At 70.3% G+C, this 17,796-nt stretch carries 18 protein-coding genes; 16 read left to right on the forward strand and 2 right to left on the reverse strand.

Annotated elements, in window-relative coordinates; translation table 11 throughout:
• Positions 1–19 precede the first annotated feature (19 nt).
• From GXN78_RS17740 to GXN78_RS17755, 4 genes are read left to right on the forward strand one after another with little or no spacing between them, the layout of a single operon-like run.
• A complete protein-coding gene (locus GXN78_RS17740; RefSeq protein WP_239142827.1) occupies positions 20–955 on the forward strand; it encodes a tripartite tricarboxylate transporter substrate binding protein in 936 nt (311 codons plus the stop codon).
• Between the two features lie 2 nt (positions 956–957).
• Positions 958–1,833, forward strand: coding sequence for an isocitrate lyase/phosphoenolpyruvate mutase family protein (locus GXN78_RS17745; protein WP_106558558.1), 876 nt, complete (start codon positions 958–960; stop codon positions 1,831–1,833).
• Positions 1,826–2,638, forward strand: a complete 813-nt coding sequence (locus GXN78_RS17750) for an amidohydrolase family protein (RefSeq protein WP_106558557.1) — start codon at positions 1,826–1,828, stop codon at positions 2,636–2,638. Before GXN78_RS17745 ends, GXN78_RS17750 begins: the two co-directional genes overlap by 8 nt.
• A 47-nt stretch (positions 2,639–2,685) precedes the next feature.
• A complete protein-coding gene (locus tag GXN78_RS17755) occupies positions 2,686–3,675 on the forward strand; it encodes a tripartite tricarboxylate transporter substrate binding protein (protein WP_106558556.1) in 990 nt (329 codons plus the stop codon).
• Here the strand turns inward: GXN78_RS17755 and GXN78_RS17760 are convergent.
• Together GXN78_RS17760 and GXN78_RS17765 are read right to left on the reverse strand one after the other, a co-directional pair.
• Positions 3,663–4,553 (reverse strand): LysR family transcriptional regulator, encoded by an 891-nt coding sequence (locus GXN78_RS17760; RefSeq protein ID WP_106558555.1) that lies wholly within the window; start codon positions 4,551–4,553, stop codon positions 3,663–3,665. The two genes, GXN78_RS17755 and GXN78_RS17760, sit on opposite strands and share 13 nt — an antisense overlap.
• Positions 4,553–6,100 (reverse strand): NAD(P)/FAD-dependent oxidoreductase, encoded by a 1,548-nt coding sequence (locus GXN78_RS17765; protein WP_106558554.1) that lies wholly within the window; start codon positions 6,098–6,100, stop codon positions 4,553–4,555. The genes GXN78_RS17760 and GXN78_RS17765 overlap by 1 nt, the downstream gene beginning before the upstream one ends.
• A gap of 21 nt (positions 6,101–6,121) precedes the next feature.
• On the opposite strand from GXN78_RS17765, the gene GXN78_RS17770 reads away from it, so the two are divergent.
• From GXN78_RS17770 to mraZ, 12 genes are all read left to right on the forward strand, one after another.
• Positions 6,122–6,745 carry a 2-hydroxychromene-2-carboxylate isomerase gene (locus GXN78_RS17770; RefSeq protein WP_106558553.1) on the forward strand — a complete coding sequence of 208 codons (624 nt, stop codon included), beginning with the start codon at positions 6,122–6,124 and terminating at the stop codon, positions 6,743–6,745.
• A gap of 31 nt (positions 6,746–6,776) precedes the next feature.
• A complete protein-coding gene (gene dapF, locus GXN78_RS17775) occupies positions 6,777–7,652 on the forward strand; it encodes a diaminopimelate epimerase (RefSeq protein WP_106558552.1) in 876 nt (291 codons plus the stop codon).
• 7 nt (positions 7,653–7,659) lie between these two features.
• A complete protein-coding gene (locus GXN78_RS17780; RefSeq protein WP_106558551.1) occupies positions 7,660–8,349 on the forward strand; it encodes a DUF484 family protein in 690 nt (229 codons plus the stop codon).
• Positions 8,346–8,963 carry a YdcF family protein gene (locus GXN78_RS17785; RefSeq protein WP_239142751.1) on the forward strand — a complete coding sequence of 206 codons (618 nt, stop codon included), beginning with the start codon at positions 8,346–8,348 and terminating at the stop codon, positions 8,961–8,963. Before GXN78_RS17780 ends, GXN78_RS17785 begins: the two co-directional genes overlap by 4 nt.
• Complete coding sequence (locus tag GXN78_RS17790; protein WP_106558550.1) at positions 8,947–9,942, forward strand: tyrosine recombinase XerC; 996 nt, start codon at positions 8,947–8,949, stop codon at positions 9,940–9,942. The genes GXN78_RS17785 and GXN78_RS17790 overlap by 17 nt, the downstream gene beginning before the upstream one ends.
• On the forward strand, positions 9,939–11,141 hold the full coding sequence (locus tag GXN78_RS17795; RefSeq protein WP_106558549.1) for a class I SAM-dependent methyltransferase: 1,203 nt from the start codon (positions 9,939–9,941) through the stop codon (positions 11,139–11,141). The genes GXN78_RS17790 and GXN78_RS17795 overlap by 4 nt, the downstream gene beginning before the upstream one ends.
• 99 nt (positions 11,142–11,240) lie before the next feature.
• Positions 11,241–12,287 (forward strand): GTP-binding protein, encoded by a 1,047-nt coding sequence (locus tag GXN78_RS17800; protein ID WP_106558548.1) that lies wholly within the window; start codon positions 11,241–11,243, stop codon positions 12,285–12,287.
• A 238-nt stretch (positions 12,288–12,525) separates the two neighbouring features.
• Positions 12,526–13,452: an RNA polymerase-binding protein DksA gene (dksA, locus tag GXN78_RS17805; protein WP_239142752.1), complete on the forward strand. Its 927-nt coding sequence runs from the start codon at positions 12,526–12,528 to the stop codon at positions 13,450–13,452.
• 32 nt (positions 13,453–13,484) lie between these two features.
• Positions 13,485–15,074, forward strand: coding sequence for an STAS domain-containing protein (locus GXN78_RS17810; RefSeq protein ID WP_106558546.1), 1,590 nt, complete (start codon positions 13,485–13,487; stop codon positions 15,072–15,074).
• A 142-nt stretch (positions 15,075–15,216) separates the two neighbouring features.
• Positions 15,217–15,762, forward strand: coding sequence for an ATP-dependent protease subunit HslV (gene hslV / locus GXN78_RS17815; protein ID WP_106558545.1), 546 nt, complete (start codon positions 15,217–15,219; stop codon positions 15,760–15,762).
• Between the two features lie 17 nt (positions 15,763–15,779).
• A complete protein-coding gene (gene hslU / locus GXN78_RS17820) occupies positions 15,780–17,102 on the forward strand; it encodes an ATP-dependent protease ATPase subunit HslU (RefSeq protein WP_106558544.1) in 1,323 nt (440 codons plus the stop codon).
• A gap of 260 nt (positions 17,103–17,362) precedes the next feature.
• Entirely contained in the window at positions 17,363–17,791 is a 429-nt protein-coding gene (mraZ, locus tag GXN78_RS17825; protein ID WP_068683908.1) for a division/cell wall cluster transcriptional repressor MraZ, read from the forward strand.
• The last annotated feature ends 5 nt before the right edge of the window (positions 17,792–17,796 follow it).

The following is a 17,796-nucleotide window of genomic DNA, read 5'->3' on the forward strand; positions in this document are numbered from 1 at the left end:
TCTTTCCTCCAGCCTCGTCCTGCTCGCCGCCCTGGCCGGCGCCACCGCCACCGCATCCGCGCAGACCTGGCCCGCCAAGCCGATCCGCCTGGTCGTGCCCTTCGCGGCCGGCGGTGCCAACGACCTGATGGCGCGTGCCGCCGCCGAGGGTGCCTCCAAGGCACTCGGGCAGCCCATCGTGGTCGACAACAAGCCAGGTGCCGGCGCCACGCTGGGCGCTGACATCGTCGCCAAGAGCGCGCCCGACGGCTACACCTTCCTCGTGAGCGCAGCCGGCGTGATCTCCAACAGCATGATCAAGAAGAGCCTGCCCTACAAGGACAGCGACCTGGTGCCGGTGAACATGATCGGCCTTGCGCCATCGGTGATCCTGGTGCCGGCCGATGCGCCCTACAAGGACCTGAAGGAATTCATCGCCGCGTCGAAGACCGGCGCCGGCTTCCACTGGGCCACCGCCGGCACCGGCAGCACCCCGCATTTCGTGGAGGGCATGCTGGAGACGAAGTACGGCGCCAAGCTCGACGTGGTGCCCTACAAGAGCGGCTCGGAATCGATCACCGCGGTGCTCGGCAAGCAGGTCGAGGCCACGTCCGAGGCCAGCATCGTCGCGCTGCCCTATCTCAAGAGCGGCAAGCTGAAGGCGCTGGCCAACACCTGGACCACGCGCATCTCGGCCTATCCCGAGCTGCCCACGGCCGCGGAGCAGGGCTTCCCGGAGGTGCGCATCGCCCACTGGGCCGGCGTGCATGCGCCGCACGGCACGCCCGAGCCGGTGCTCGAGAAGATGAGCGCCGCCATCGACGCGGCCATGAAGACGCCGGCCATCGCCGAGCGGCTCAAGGGGCTGGGCATCGAGCCGATCGGCGGCGCGCGCGCCTCCTTCGTGCAGTTCGTCGATGCCGAGCGCGCGCGCCTGGGCGCGGTCGTCAAGGCCACCGGCATGAAGGACGAATGAGGATGAGCGCTCCAGCCACACATCCCGGAACGCTGCTGCGGCAGAAGGTCGAAGCCCGGCGCGGGCTGCTGGTGCCCGGCGCGGCCAATGCGCTGGCCGCGCGCGTGATCGAGGAGCTGGGCTTCGAGGCCGTCTACCTGAGCGGCGCCGGCCTGACGAACACCTTCTACGGCATCCCCGACCTGGGCTTCGTCCACCTGGGCGATCTGGCCCAGCACACGGCGGCGCTGCGCGATGCGGTGAAGCTGCCCCTCATCGTCGACGCCGACACCGGCTTCGGCAATGCGCTCAACGTGCAGCACACGGTGCGCACCCTGGAGCGCGCCGGCGCCAACGCGATCCAGCTGGAAGACCAGGTGAGCCCCAAGAAGTGCGGGCACTTCGAAGGCAAGGGCGTGATCGCGCAAAGCGAGATGGTGGGCAAGGTCAAGGCCGCCGTCGATGCGCGAGCACATGCCGACTTCCTGGTGATCGCGCGCACCGATGCCGCCGCGGTCGAGGGCCTCGATGCCGCGCTCGCCCGCGCCGCGGCCTACTCCGAGGCCGGGGCCGACATCACCTTCGTCGAGGCGCCCGAGTCGCTGGAGGCGCTGCGCCGCATCCCGCGCGAGTTGGCCTGCCCGCAGCTGGTCAACGTGGTGATCGGCGGCAAGACGCCGACGTTGGACGCGGCCGAGCTCGGCGCCATGGGCTTCGGCCTCGTGCTCTATGCCAACGCCGCGCTGCAGGGCGCGGTGCGCGGCATGACGCTGGCGTTGCAGGCCCTGCGCGACGGCGGCCGGCTCGAGGAGGCGAGCGGTCTGGTCGCGACCTTTGCCGAGCGGCAGGCGCTGGTGCGCAAGAAGGACTTCGATGCACTGGAGCAGCGCTATGCCTGAGGCGATCACCGCGATCGACAGCCATGCCCACGTGTTCCGGCGCGGCCTGCCGCTGGCGCCGGTACACCGCCACGCGCCGGACTTCGACGCGCTGCTGCCCGACTACTTCGCACTGCTCGACGCGCATGCGGTCTCGCACGGGGTGCTGGTGCAGCCGAGCTTCCTGGGCACCGACAACAGCTTCCTGCTCGACGCGCTGCGCACCAGCCCGCAGCGCCTGCGCGGCGTGGTGATCATCGAGCCGACGCTGGACGAGGCCGCGTTGGCATCCCTGGACCGGGAGGGCGTGCGCGGCATCCGGCTCAACCTCGTGGGCCTGCCTATCCCCGACTTCGCGCAGGCTGAGTGGCAGCGCCTGTTCGAGCGCGTGCGCGCCCTCGACTGGCATGTGGAACTGCATCGCGAATCGCGCGACCTGCCGGTGGCTGGCCAGCCGCTGCTGGACGCCGGCTGCAAGCTGGTGGTGGACCACTTCGGCCGGCCCGGCCCGGTGCCCGGCGACGACGAAGGCTTCGCCTGGCTGCTGCGAAGCGCCGAGACCGGGCGCGTGTGGGTCAAGCTTGCCGCCGCTTACCGCAGCTGGCCTGATTCACGCGGCAACGCCGCCTGCGCCGCGGCCCTGGCCCTGCTGCAGGCGCTGGGTGCGGACCGCCTCCTGTGGGGCAGCGACTGGCCGCATACGCAGCACCAGCATCTCGCCGATTTCGCTTCCACCCGGGCGGTGCTGGCCGACTGGGTGCCCGATGCCGAGGCGCGCCGCCGCATCCTGGTGGACACGCCCGCGGCGCTGTTCCGCTTCGCCTGATCTTTCAAGACAAGAGGCGCCCCCCAGGGCGCCCGAAGGAGACATCGATGTTCCATTCCACGCGCCTCGCGCGCGCCACCTCTCGCGTCCTTGCCGCCGCCGCCGGACTGCTGCTCACCGCCGCCGCCGTGCACGCGCAGTCCTGGCCGGCCAAGCCGGTCCGCCTGGTCGTGACCTATCCGCCCGGCGGCACCGTCGACGCGGTGGCGCGCATCATCGGCCCAAAGCTCTCGGCGCGCCTGGGGCAGCCGGTGGTGATCGACAACCGCGGTGGTGCCGGCGGCGCGATCGGCGGCGAGCTGGTCGCCAAGAGCCCGGCCGACGGCTACACCGTGATGCTGGACGCCTCCAACCATGCGCAGAACCCGGCGCTGCGCAGCAAGATGCCCTTCGACACGCTGCGCGACTTCGCGCCGGTGTCTCTGCTGGTCAAGGTGCCCAACATCCTGGTGGTGCACCCCGGCGCGCCGATCCAGAGCGTGAAGGACCTGATCGCGCAGGCGAAGGCGCGGCCGGGCGAGATCAACTACGCCTCCTCCGGCAACGGCTCCTCGCCGCACCTGGCCGCCGAGCTCTTCGATTCGATGGCGAAGACGCGCATGATGCACGTTGCCTACAAGGGCGGCGGCCCCGCGCTCACGGACGTGATGGCGGGCCAGGTGCCGGTATTCTTCGCCAGCCTGGGCTCGGGCATGCCCTACATCCAGGGCGGCAAGCTGCGGCCGCTCGCGATCGGCGGCCGGACGCGCTCGCCCGCGCTGCCCGAGGTGCCGACCATCGCGGAGTCGGGCCTGCCGGGCTACGAGATGTACGAGTGGAACGCGATCTTCGTGCCGGCTGCCACGCCGGCCGCGGTGGTCGAGCGGCTGTCGAAGGAGATCGCCGCGACGCTCAAGGACACGGAGGTGCGGCAGCGGCTGGAAGCGCTGGGTGCCGAGGTGATCGGCAGCGGCCCGGCCGAGCTCGACGCCTTCCGCCGCGCGGAGCTCGCCAAGTGGAGCCGCCTCGCGAAGGAGAACAAGCTTCAGCTCGACTGAAGCGACAGCTTGCCGGCGAAGGCGTCGGCAAAGGTCGGCCGCGAGCGCGCCAGCCACATCGCCGCCAGCTCGAAGGCGGGCAGGTCGGCGCCGTCGCGCACCTCGGCATAGCGCACGCCTTCGTGGCGCAGCGCACGCACCGAGCGCGGCAGCAGCGACCAGCCCAGCCCGGCGGCCACGCAGGCCAGCACGGTGAGCGTGCGGTTCGCGTCCTGCACCACCTGCACCTGATGCCCCGCGCGCCGGATTGCGCCCAGCAGCTGGCTGCGCAGCGCCGGGATCTGCTGCTCCGGAAACCACACCAGGCCGTGCCGCGCGATCTCGGCCAGGGAGACGCGGCCGTCTTCCGCCACCTCGTAGGCGGCCGGCAGCGCCGCCACCATCGGCTCCTCGCCCAGCCGCAGCTCATGGACATGGGCATCGATGGAAACCGGCGGATGCAGGAGCGCGACATCGATGCGCCCGCCTGCCAGCGCGTCGACCTGCTCGGCATTGCTCATCTCGCGCAGCACCACCTCCAGCTGCGGATGCTCGGCGCGCAGCAGGCGCAGCGCGCGCGGCAGCACCTCGTAGATGGCATGGGTCACGAAGCCCACGGTCAGCCTGCCCGCGCGGCCCGCGGCGATGGCCCGCGCCCGATCGGCCGCCGCGTCGCCATGGGCCAGGCTGGCGCGCACGTCGTCCACGATCGCGAGGCCGGCCTCGGTCAGCGTGGCGCCGCGCCGCGTGCGGGTGAACAGGGACGTGCCGATCTCGCGCTCCAGCCGGTTCAGCGTCTGCGTGAGGGCCGGCTGCGCCAGGCCCAGCCGCTCGGCCGCGCGCGTGAGGCTGCCGGCCTCGCTGATGGCAAGGATGCAGCGCATCTGGCGGGTGTCCATCAGGGCCTTTCGCGCCGGTCCGGCGGAACGTACCAGCGTGTCGCCGCCAGCTCCGGCTCGTCGTGCGCCTGCAGCCGCGCCCAGTGGCGGTCGGCATCTTCCACGAACAGGTCGCGCGCGATCGCCTGGGCCAGGCGGGTGGCGCCGATCGCGAGGCCGGGGATGTCGCCCGCCAGCGCGCCGTGGCTCATCGTGGCGCCCCAGTTGAAGAGGCGCATGCGCGAGAGCGCGGCGGCCGCGTCCGGCGCGCCGGGCGCATGGGAGCGCAGCTCGAAGCCCGCGCCCAGGTAGGGAAAGCGCGCCGGCTCGGGATAGCGCCGCGCCTCCTCGGGCGGCACGTGGCGGGCCCAGGTATCGATCAGCGGCGTGTAGCGCGCGATCTCCGGCCGGTCGAGCAGGTCGACGTCGAAGCCGGTGCCGAAGATCACCGCATCGAAGCGCTCGCTGCCGCCGTCGGGCAGGGTGACCGTCACGCCGTCCTCGTCGGGCGCCACGTCCAGCCAGGGCGTGCCCACGCGCAGCGTGAATGCTTCGTGCGCGTCGCAGCGGCGCACGCTCTCCCAGGGCGGCGGCACCTGCTCGTCGAAGATGTAGGTGTAGACGCGCCACTTGCGCGGATCGTCCAGCCCCTCGAAGCCGCGCAGGAAGCCGTGGCTGGAGGCGGCCTTGCTCTTGTTGACCTGCGGCAGCTGCGGCCGGCGCGCGAACAGCTGCACCTGGGCGGCGCCGGCCTCCAGCGCGCAGCCCGCGTTGTCGAAGGCCGAGGCGCCGGCGCCCAGCACGCCGATGCGCCGGCCCTCGAGGGCAGCGAAGTCGATCGCGTCGGCCGAATGGAACACCCGGCCGGCGGCCAGCGGGTCGTCGCGCCGCAGCGCCGGGAAGTCGGGCCAGCGCGGCGCGCCGCTGCCGTCGCGGCCCAGCGCCAGCACCAGCTGGCGTGCGCGCACGGTCTCGCGCCGGCCGCCGGGGCCTTCCAGCGCGATCGAAAGCAGGCGGCCGCCTTCGTCGTGCGCGACCGAGTGCAGGCTGACGCCGTTGTCCACCGCCAGGCCGGCGGTGTCGCGCACCCACAGCAGGTAGTCGCGCCAGTCGATGCGGCCGATCTTGTGCAGCGCCTGCCAGCCCTCGTCGCCGTGCTGCGCTTCGTACCAGGCGCGGAAAGAGAGCGAAGGCACGCCCAGCTCCGGCCCGCCGACCTGCTTGGGGCTGCGCAGCGTCAGCATGCGCGCATAGGTGCCCCAGGGGCCTTCCTCGCCGCGTGCGGCGCGGTCGATCACGCGGATATTCGTCAGGCCCTCGCGGCGCAGCGCGAAGGCGGCGGTCTGGCCGCACATGCCGGCGCCGGCCACCAGCACGTCGAGCACCGGCGAGGCCTCGGTGGCGGATTCGGCCGGGAGCATCCAGGCGGGCGGCGGGACGTTGATGCGTTCGAGGTCGGCGCGCGCCTGGCGGGCGAGGGCCTCGAGCGCCGCCGCGTCGCGCGGGCTGGTGGTGAACTGGGGGGGCACCGGCGGCAGCGCGGCCGAAGGGAGTTCGTCGTCAGGCATGGCCTGAAGATAATCCAGAAGATGATCGCCCTCGACTGCTACTACAGCCTCTCCTCGCCCTGGGCCTACCTCGGCGGCCCGCAATTGCAGGACATCGTGCGGCGCCACCACGTGCGCCTCACGCTCAAGCCCTACGACTTCCAGGCGGTGGTGCCGCAGACCGGCGGCATTCCGCTGAAGACCCGGCCGCAGGCGCGCCGCAGCTACCACGCGCTCGAGCTCGCGCGCTGGCGGGAGTACCTGGGCATGCCGCTGGTGCTGGAACCGGCGCACTATCCCAAGGGCAAACCGTCCGATCCGGATTGGAACAAGTACGCCGGCTGGATGGTGATCGCCGCCCAACTGCAGGGGCTGGACGCGCAGCCGCTCTCGCATGCGCTGCTGCGCGCGCTGTGGGCCGAGGAGCGCGACACCTCGGATGCCGCGGTGCGCATCGCGGTGGCGGACGAGAACGGCTATGACGGGGCGGCGCTGCAGGCGCTGGAGCAGGGCGCAGAGACGCAGGCCACGTACCGCGCCAACAGCGCCGAGGCGGTGGAGCAGGGCGTGTTTGGGGCGCCGACCTACATCCTCGATGGCGAGCGCTTCTGGGGGCAGGACCGGCTGGCCTTCCTGGACCGGGCGCTCGACCGGCTGCGCCGCTGATCGAAAGCCCGGCGCGGCAGATAATCCCCCGATGCGAATCCGCTTCACCAAGATGCAGGGCGCCGGCAACGACTTCGTCGTGCTGGACGAGACCCGCGGCGCGCTGGGCCTCGACGCGGCGCAGTACCGCTTCCTGGCCGACCGCCATTTCGGGGTCGGCGCTGACCAGATCCTCAGCGTGCGGCCCGCGCCGGCCGAAGGCGTCGACTTCCAGTACGTGATCCACAACGCCGACGGCGGCGAGGTCGAGCAGTGCGGCAACGGCGCGCGGTGCTTCATGCGCTTCGTGCGCGAGCAGGGCCTGACCGACAAGGAGCAGGTGCGGGTGCAGACGCTGTCGGGCGTGATCGAGCCCAGGATGGGCGACGACGGCCGCGTGACGGTGGACATGGGCGCCCCCATCTTCGAGCCGCAGCGCGTGCCCTTCGACACCGCCGGGCTCGACCCGCAGCACGACAACGGCTGGCACACCTGGCATCTCACGCTGGGCACGCACGCCGAAAGCGCCAAGGTGTCGCTGGCGGTGCTCTCCATGGGCAATCCGCACGCGGTGCAGATCGTGCCCGATGTCGATACCGCGCCGGTGGCGAAGCAGGGCCCGGCGATCGAGCACCATCCGCGCTTTCCGCAGCGCGTCAATGCGGGCTTCATGCAGGTCGTCGATCGCAGCCACGTGCGCCTGCGCGTGTTCGAGCGCGGCGCCGGCGAGACCCTGGCCTGCGGCACCGGCGCCTGCGCCGCGGTGGTGGCGGGCATCCGGCTCGGGCGGCTCGATGCGCGCGTCGACGTTCAGACCCATGGCGGGCTGCTGACCATCGAGTGGGCCGGCGACGGCGCCCCGGTGCTGATGACCGGCCCCGCCGTCACCGTGTTCGAGGGCGAGATCGAGGTCCCCGATGCCCGATGAAAGCGCCATGAAATCCAATCACAAAGACGCCATGAACCCCATCACCGAAGACGACATCGCCAACTACCTCTCGAACACGCCCGACTTCTTCGAACGCCATGCGCAGCTGCTGGCGCAGGTGCAGCTCACCAGCCCGCACGGCAACCGCGCCGTCAGCCTGCAGGAGCGCCAGGCCGAGATGCTGCGCGAGAAGATCAAGGCGCTGGAGCATCGGGTGATGGACATGGTGCGCCACGGCACCGAGAACGTGGTCACTGCCGACCGCCTGCAGCGCTGGACGCGAGGCCTCTTGACCATGCGCGATCCGCGGGCGCTGCCCACGCGCATCGCGGGCGATCTGCAGACGCTGTTCGTGGTGCCGCAGGTCACGATCAAGGTCTGGGACTGCGACAGCAGCTACCTCCACGAACCCTATGCACAGCAGGTGAGCGAGGACATGAAGGCGCTGGCCACTTCGCTGACCGCGCCTTACTGCGGCCTCAACGCTGGCTTCGAGGTCGCCAGCTGGCTGGCCGAGCCGCAGGCGGCGGTGTCGATCGCGCTGATCCCGCTGCGGCCCGAGCCCGAGGCGCCGGCCTTCGGCCTGCTGGTACTGGCATCGCCCGATGCGCATCGCTTCAACGCGGAAATGGGCACCGACTTCCTGGAGCGCATCGCCGAGCTGGCCTCCGCAGCGCTGTCGCGGCTGCGCGCTTGATTGCGCGGCTGCGGCGCGCGCTGCCCGGCGCGCTGCTGGTGCTGCTGCTGGGCTATGTCGCGATCCACGGCACGATCTGGCTGCATGCGCGCGAGCGGCTCGCGCATCCGCCTGGGCAGGCGGCCGATGTGGCGCTGGTGCTCGGGAACCGGGCGTACCGCGACGGCCGGCCCAACCCCTGCCTCACCGGGCGCGTCGATGCCGCCATTGCGCTGGCGCGTGCGGGGCTGGTACGCCAGCTCGTTTTCTCGGGCGGGGTCGACAGGGAAGACGGACGCATCGAGGCCGAGGTGATGCAGCAGCATGCGCGTGCCTCGGGCTATGCGGGCCCGCTGCTGCTGGAGCCGGTGTCGCAGTCCACGCGCGAGAACCTGTCGATGTCGCGGCCCTTGCTCGAAGCCGCGGGCGTGAAGCGCGTGATCGTCGTCTCCGAGCCGTATCACCTGTGGCGCGTCGAGCGCCTGGCGCGGGCCACCGGCTTCGACCGGCGGTTCGAGGTGCAGTACGCCGCCGCGCCCACCACCTGCTGGCAACGCTGGGGCATGGCCTTCCGGGGCGCGTTGCGCGAGCCGCTGGCCATCGTGAACAATGCCGTCAATGGATACTTCCACTGAATCGCCGCTCGTCGAGAAATACCTCGAGCACGTGCGGGTCGAGCGCCGATTGGCGGAGCGCAGCGTCGAGCTCTATGCGATCCACCTGAAGACGCTGGTCGAGAAGGCCCAGGCCGCGGGGCTGGCGCTGGACCAGGTGCAGACCGCGCATGTGCGCCGCTGGATGGCGCAATTGCACAGCGCGGGCCGCGAGTCGCGCGGCATTGCGCTGGTGCTCTCCTGCTGGCGCGGCTTCTACCGCTGGCTGGGCCACGAGGGGCGGATCGGTTCGAACCCCGTGCAGGACGTCCACGCGCCCAAAGCCGGGCGGCCGCTGCCCAAGGCGCTGGCGGTCGACGAGGCGGTACAGCTCGCCGAGCTGCACGATGACGAGGCCGATCCCTGGACCGAGGCGCGCGACCGCGCCATCGTGGAGCTGCTCTACGGCTGCGGCTTGCGGGTCAGCGAGCTGACCGGCCTGGACCTGCGCGCGAGCAACACCGCGCGCGGCTGGGTGGACCTCGATGCGCGGGAGGCCAGCGTGCTCGGCAAGGGCAGCAAGCGGCGCACCGTGCCGGTAGGCGCCAAAGCGGCCGAGGCGCTGGCAGCCTGGATCGCACGGCGCGAGGACTGCGCGGCGCTGCCGGCCGCGCAACTGCGCGATCCGGCCGGCGCCGCGGCGCTCTTCATCGGCCGCACCGGCGTGCGCATGTCCTCCCAGGCGGTCTGGCGCCAGCTGCGCCAGCGCAGCCTGAAGGCCGGCCTGGCCGCGCCGGTGCATCCGCACATGCTGCGCCATTCCTTCGCCAGCCATGTGCTGCAATCCAGCAGCGACCTGCGCGCCGTGCAGGAGCTGCTGGGCCATGCCAGCATCTCGACCACGCAGATCTACACGCGCCTGGATTTCCAGCATCTGGCCAAGGCCTACGATGCGGCGCATCCCCGGGCCAAGGCTCGCGAGGAAGCCGTCCCCAAGATCGTCAAGAACAAGAGCAAATGAAAGTCCTGCGCCTTCGCCCCGGCAAGGAGCGCTCGCTCCTGCGCCGCCACCCCTGGGTCTTCGAATCGGCCATCTCCAAGGGCGGCGGCGACGCCGGCGAGACGGTGCGCATCGAGGCCGAGGACGGCCGCTTCCTGGCCTGGGCGGCCTTCAGCCCGCATTCGAAGATCCGCGCGCGGGCCTGGAGCTTCGACGAGAAGCAGCGCATCGACGCGGCCTTCATGGCGTCGCGGGTTTCGAGCGCGGTGGCGGCTCGGGATCGCTTCGAACTGCCCAGCGAGGGTGTGCGCCTGGTCCATGGCGAGGCCGACGGCCTGCCGGGGCTGATCGTCGACCGCTACGGCGACACGCTGGTGGCGCAATTTCTTTCGGCCGGCGCCGAGCGCTGGAAGCCCGTGCTGGCCGATGCGCTGCTGGCGGCCACCGGCCTCACGAAACTCTACGAGCGCTCCGATGCGAGCGGCCGCGAGCGCGAGGGCCTGCCGCCCGTGGCCGGCTGGCTGCGCGGCAGCGGGCCCACCGAACTCGCCATCCGCGAGCACGACTGGCAGCTCACGCTGGACATCGCCACCGGCCACAAGACCGGCTTCTACCTCGACCAGCGCGACAGCCGCCGGCGCTTCGCCGAGCTGGCGCGGCACCGGCGCTTCCGGCGCGTGCTCAACTGCTTCTGCTACACGGGCGGCTTCACGGTGGCGGCGCTGGCCGGGCTGAAGGCGGCGGGCGCGTTGGAGGGGGCGGAGCTGCTGTCCATCGACTCCTCGCTTCCGGCGCTGGAGCGTGCGCGGGCCCACGTGGCCCTCAATGGCTTCGAAGGGGCCCGCACGGAGTTCCTCGATGCCGACGTCAACGCCAGCCTGCGCCGCTTCCTCGACGAGGGCCGCAGTTTCGACGCCATCGTGCTCGACCCGCCCAAGTTCGCCCCCACCGTGGCCCACGCCGAGCGCGCGGCGCGGGCCTACAAGGACCTCAACCGGCTGGCCCTGAAGCTGCTCGAGCCGGGCGGCGTGCTGCTGACCTTCTCCTGCTCGGGCGGCATCGGCGCCGACCTGTTCCACAAGATCGTGGCCTCGGCCGGCATCGACGCCGGCGTGGACGGCTACATCAGCGAGCGCCTGGGCGCGGCGCCGGACCACCCGATGACCATCGAGTTCCCGGAGGGCGAGTACTTGAAGGGCCTGGTGGTGGTGCGCAAATAGGCCGCTCAGGCTCTCGTGGCCTTTTGCCCCTGCCGGAACGTGGCCCCGGGCGCGTGGCTAAACTTCCCGCCTTCCCCTGTCCCTATTCCCGGAGCATCCATGGCCCTGATTCCCGCCACCATCCTCACCGGCTTCCTCGGCTCCGGCAAGACCACGCTGCTCAAGCGCATCCTGAGCGAGGCGCATGGGCAGAAGATCGCCGTGATCGAGAACGAGTTCGGCGAGGAGAACATCGACAACGACATCCTGGTCACCGAGTCCAAGGAGCAGATCGTGCAGATGAGCAACGGCTGCATCTGCTGCACCATCCGCGAAGACCTGCGCGAGGCCCTGCAGCTGCTGGCCGCCAAGAAGCGCAAGGGGCTGCTCGACTTCGACCGCGTGGTGATCGAGACCACGGGCCTGGCCGACCCGGGCCCGGTGGCCCAGACCTTCTTCATGGACGACGAGATCGCCGAGAGCTACCTGCTCGACTCGATCCTCACGCTGGTGGACGCCAAGCATGCGCCGCAGCAGCTCGACGACCGCCAGGAGGCACGCCGCCAGGTGGGCTTTGCCGACCAGATCTTCATCAGCAAGAGCGACCTGGTGGCGGCCGAGGAGACCGAGGCGCTGATCCACCGCCTCAAGCACATGAACCCGCGCGCCCCGCAGCAGAAGGTGCATTTCGGCGACGTGCCGCTGAAGGACGTGTTCGACCTGCGCGGATTCAACCTCAATGCCAAGCTGGACATCGACCCGGACTTCCTGAAGGAGGAAGAGGAGCACGACCACGACCATGCGCACGGCGAGGACTGCGACCACCCCTCGCACAAGCACGAGGGCCAGGGCCACCACCATCGCCACGACGACGACGTGAAGAGCTTCGTCTTCCGCGCCGACCGGCCGTTCGATCCGGCCCGCCTGGAGGACTTCCTGGGCGCCATCGTCAACATCTACGGCCCGCGCATGCTGCGCTACAAGGGCGTGCTGCACATGCAGGGCACCGAGCGCAAGGTGATCTTCCAGGGCGTGCACCAGCTGATGGGCAGCGACCTCGGGCCCGCCTGGGGCCCGGACGAGAAGCGCAACAGCCGCATGGTGTTCATCGGCATCGACCTGCCGCGCGAGATCCTGGAGCAGGGCCTGGAGCAGTGCCTGGTCTGAGACCCCGTTCGCCCTGAGCCCGCCCGGGCGCCGGCGGCCGGGGCAGGGAACACCCGGTACCGGCGCGCACTCCCATCCCTTCGAGTTCTCTATACAATCGCGCGCCTGTTCCGGACGCCAGGCACTGTCCTTCCCGGGACGATGTGTGACTTTCGGCATAGAGCTGTGCACGTTTTCGGCCCGCTTTCGGGGGTATAACCCCTGGGCGCGTACCAGTTCGTCGAAGGAGCCAGTCACCGTGAATAAACCAGTCGCCAAGGCAACGCCCGTGTCCCAACCCGCCGTCAAGAAGACGGCGGTTGCCAAGCAGGCTGCGCCCGCCGCGAAGAAGGTTTCCGCGTCCACGCCCGCGAGGCCTGCCGCGCCGCCGAAGCCCCCTGCCGAGAGCAAGGCCAAGGCGGCGGGTGCAGGCGCTTCTCCATCAACCAAGGCGGCCGGCACCCACGCCGCCGCACCTGCTACATCGATTCCCGTTAAAAAGGCGCCCACGGCCTCCACCACTGCGGCGAAAACTGCCATGACCACTCCGACCGACTCCACCAGCAATCCACCCTCCACGGCACCCGCTCCCGCACGCGGCGGGCGCGTGACGCGGCTGTCGCAACTGACCGTGCCCTCCATGCCGCAATCGGTGGCCTCCACCGCGGCCAAGTCCAGCTTCGTGCAGGTCGCGGACACCGCCCTGGTGCCGCCGCCGCCCATCGCCGTCAAGAAAGACCCCAAGCTGGCGAACAACTGGAAGACCAAGTCGGCCGAGGAGCTCAGCGACGCCGAGGTGATCGCGATGCCCGACGCGGAGTACATGAACGACAAGCAGATGGCCTTCTTCCGTCTCAAGCTGCAGGCGTTGAAGCGCGGCATCCTCGAGAACGCCGGCGAGACCACCGAGCATCTGCGCGAGGACACCGTGGTGGTGCCCGACCCGGCCGACCGCGCCACCATCGAGGAAGAGCACGCGCTGGAGCTGCGCACCCGCGACCGCGAGCGCAAGCTGCTCAAGAAGATCGAGCAGTCGATCCAGCGCATCGACAACGGCGACTACGGCTACTGCGACGAGACCGGCGAGCCCATCGGCGTCGGCCGCCTGCTGGCCCGCCCGACCGCCACGCTGTCGCTCGAAGCGCAGCAGCGCCGCGAGCTCAAGCAAAAAATGTACGGCGACTGAGCGCCGGACGGGATCGAGGGGAGTTGCCGCGCATGGCCAAGGAAGATACCGGGCGCCTGCTGTCCAAGGTGGCGAAGTTCGTTCGCAATCCCCTCAAGGATTGGTCCGAGCTCGACGCCGAGGAGTCCTCGCAGCTCGAGAACGGCTATAGCCGCGAGATGCTCAAGGAAATGATCGAGCGGCGGCAGCGCAACGACTTCGTGCGCCGCCGCGAGTTCGACATGCTGCGCAAGCTGCGCCAGCGCGAGGCGGCCGGCGGGCGCGACCCGGCGGCCACGCCGTCCTCCTTCAACATCAGCAGCACCTCCGGCAAGACCGAAGGCCGCGCGCTCACGCTCAAGAAGATCGCCGAGATCGAAGAGCAGATGTCGCAGCAGTGGTGGAAGAACCGCGGCCCCGGCGGCGAGGCCGCCGAGAATGGCAAGGCGGGCCCCGGCGGCGACATGGCGGCCCAGCACGCGCGCGCCTATGCCGACACCGAGCCGGGCGTGCCGCCGCCCCAGGGCGCCGCCGGCCCGGCCGCCGTGCCCTCCGTCTCCGACGGCTGCATCGAGGAGGCCGCGATCCGCTTCGCCCACGGCGACGATGCCGGCACCGAGGCCATCCTGCTGCAGGCGCTGGCGCCTGAAGCCTCGAGCGCCGACCACGACGACACCTGGCGCGCCCTGTTCGACTTCTACCGTGCCATTGGCGACAACGAGAAATTCTCGGCCGCCGCGGTGCGCTATGCGCAGCGCACCAAGCGGGCCTCGCCCGAATGGATCTCGCTGCGCGCGGTGGCGCGCCACGCCCAGGTCGTGGCGGCGGCCACCCCCGCGCCCGAACCGCCGCCGGCCGGCGGCGCCGACTGGGCCAGCCCGCCGGTGCTCAAGCGCGAAAACCTGCTCGCCCTGACGCGCGCCCTGGCCGCGGCCGGCCCCTCCTGGAAGCTGGACTGGAGCGCGATCGACGCCATCGAGGCCGATGCCGCCGGCCCGCTGCGCGCGCTGTTCAACCACTGGGCCGACTCGCCGGTGCAACTGCGCTTCGCCGGCGCCGACCGGCTGCTGATCGTGCTCACCGAGGCCACCCCCGTCAACGAACGCCGGGTCGACGCCGCCTGGTGGCAGCTGCACATGGCGGCCCTGCGCGTCATGCATCGGGCCGACGAGTTCGAGCTGCTGGCGCTCAACTACTGCATCACCTACGAGGTCTCGCCGCCGCCCTGGGAAGACCCCAAGGGCGACTTCGGCGAGCTCGAGCCGCCGCCGGCGACGCCCCGGCCGTCGGTGTCTTCCGGATTCTCGATCTCGGGCCACGACGACGAGCTGATAGGCGCCGACGCCGCACCGACGGCCGCCGCGGCGGGCCACGGCTCGCTGGCGGGGGAGCTCACCGGCGAATCGCTCGCGACCTGGGAGCGCCTCGATGCCGAGCTCGCCGATGCGCAGGGCCTGAGCATTTCCTGCGCCGCGCTGGTGCGCATCGATTTCCAGGCGGCCGGCTCGCTGCTGAACTGGGTCACTGCCCGCGATGCGCGCGGCCAGCGCGTCGCCTTCGTCGATGCACACCGCCTCGTTGCGGCCTTCTTCAGCGTGATCGGGATCGCGGACCACGCCGAAGTGGGCGTCCGGGCAAACTGAGCCTGCCCCCCAGCGCGCGGGCCCATCCCGCGCCGTGCGTTGGCCTCCTGGCGGAAGAGGCCACCGCAACGCGCTATTCTGTCTGCGGCCTGCTTTCCGCTTTCCGGCTTGCATTCGTGCGGGCCATCGCCATATTGCTTCGATGGAACAATTTCACGGAACCACGATCATCAGCGTGCGCCGCAAGTCCCCGAACGGCGACCAGGTCGCGATCGGCGGCGACGGCCAGGTCACGCTGGGCAACATCGTCATCAAGGGCAGCGCGCGCAAGGTGCGCCGGCTCTACCAGGGCAAGGTGCTCGCCGGCTTCGCCGGCGCCACGGCCGATGCCTTCACACTCTTCGAGCGCTTCGAGGGCAAGCTCGAGAAGCACCAGGGCCACCTGGCGCGCGCCGCCATCGAGCTGACCAAGGACTGGCGCACTGACCGCGTGCTGCGCCGCCTGGAGGCGATGCTGGCCGTGGCCGACGCCCACAGCTCGCTGATCATCACCGGCAACGGCGACGTGCTGGAGCCCGAGAACGGCATCATCGCGATCGGCTCCGGCGGCGCCTACGCCCAGGCCGCGGCCAAGGCCCTGCTCGACCACACCGAGCTGAGCGCCGCCGACATCGTGAAGAAGTCGCTCGAGATCGCGGGCGAGCTCTGCATTTACACCAACATGCATCACACCATCGAAACCCTGTGAGCACAGTGAGTCGCCCCATGCCCATGACCCCACAGGAAATCGTCTCCGAACTCGACAACCACATCGTCGGCCAGCCCGACGCCAAGCGCGCCGTGGCCATTGCGCTGCGCAACCGCTGGCGCCGCCAGCAGGTCGACGAAAAGCTGCGCGCCGAGATCACGCCCAAGAACATCCTCATGATCGGCCCCACCGGCGTGGGCAAGACCGAGATCGCGCGCCGGCTCGCGCGACTGGCCGATGCGCCCTTCATCAAGGTCGAGGCCACCAAGTTCACCGAGGTGGGCTACGTGGGCAAGGACGTGGACTCCATCGTCCGCGACTTGGCCGAGATCGCCGTCAAGCAGACGCGCGAGAGCGAGAGCGCCAAGGTGCGCATGCGCGCCGAGGACGGCGCCGAGGAGCGCATCCTCGACGTGCTGCTGCCCCCGGCCCGCACGGCCGACGGCGCGAGCGCCGACAGCAACAATGCCACCCGCCAGGCTTTCCGCAAGAAGCTGCGCGAACACCAGCTCGACGACAAGGAAATCGATATCGAGCTGGCCGAGCAGCGCGCCCCGCTCGAGATCATGGGCCCCGCCGGCATGGAGGACATGACCGAGCAGCTGCGCGGCATGTTCGGCCAGCTGACCCAGGGCCGGCGCAAGACGCGCAAGCTCAAGATCGGCGAGGCCATGCGCCTTCTGGTCGACGAGGAGGCCGCCAAGCTGCTCAACGAGGACGAGATCCGCGCCCAGGCGATCAACAACGCCGAGCAGAACGGCATCGTCTTCATCGACGAGATCGACAAGGTCGCCACCCGCAGCGAGACCCAGGGCGCCGATGTCTCGCGTCAGGGCGTGCAGCGCGACCTGTTGCCGCTGGTCGAGGGCACGGCGGTGAGCACCAAGTACGGCGTGGTGCGCACCGACCACATCCTCTTCATCGCCAGCGGCGCCTTCCACCTGAGCAAGCCCAGCGACCTGATCCCGGAGCTGCAGGGCCGCTTCCCGATCCGCGTCGAGCTGCAGTCGCTGTCGATTGCGGACTTCGAGAGCATCCTGACCCAGACCCGGGCCTCGCTGGTCAAGCAGTACCAGGCGCTGCTGGCCACCGAAGGCGTGACGCTGGGGTTCGCGGCCGACGGCATCACCCGGCTGGCCAGCATTGCCTACGAGGTCAACGAGCGCACCGAGAACATCGGCGCCCGGCGCCTCTCGACCGTGATGGAGCGGCTGCTCGACGAAGTGAGCTTCGACGCCGCCAGGCTCGAAGGCCAGACGGTGCACATCGACGCCGCCTACGTGGACGCACGCCTCTCGGCACTAAGTCACGACGAAGACCTTTCCCGATTCATCCTCTGATCGGGCTTTTGCACTGGGACGGTTCACGCAACACATTCATTGCGTGAGCTAAGTGCTTCATTTGCAACGGAATTCGGTGTCTTTGAGGCTTCAAAAACACCGCTAAGTCGTTGATTCCATTACAAAAAATAGCCGCGGCGCCCGGTTGCGGGGTAGGTGTTTCCTGCTACAGTGCAAAAAAGTGCAGTTAAGTGGGAAAAAGTGTCCGTTCGTGCCTCGCCGAGGTGCGCGGTGCCTTCCAAAACAGGGGTTTCGCGGTCGTGTTTCAAGGGGCTTCATCGCTCAGTCTGGATGCCAAGGGGCGGCTTTCCGTGCCGACCCGGCATCGTGACGTCCTGAGCGCGACCGCCGCCGGCCAGCTCACGATCACCAAGCACCCCCACGGCTGCCTGATGGTGTTCCCGCGTCCGGAGTGGGAGAAATTCCGCGAGCGCATCGCGGCGCTCCCGATGTCGGCACAGTGGTGGAAGCGCGTCTTCCTGGGCAATGCGATGGACGTGGACATGGACGGCACCGGTCGCGTGCTGATCTCCCCCGAACTGCGTGCGGCCGCCGGCATCACGCGGGATGCGCTGCTGCTCGGCATGGGCAACCACTTCGAGCTCTGGGACAAGGCCACCTACGACGCCAAGGAGGCCGAGGCCACCCAGGGCGAAATGCCCGATGTGTTCCAGGACTTCTCGTTCTGAGGCCG

This window comes from Variovorax sp. WS11 (assembly GCF_010499245.1).
Lineage (GTDB): Bacteria > Pseudomonadota > Gammaproteobacteria > Burkholderiales > Burkholderiaceae_C > Variovorax.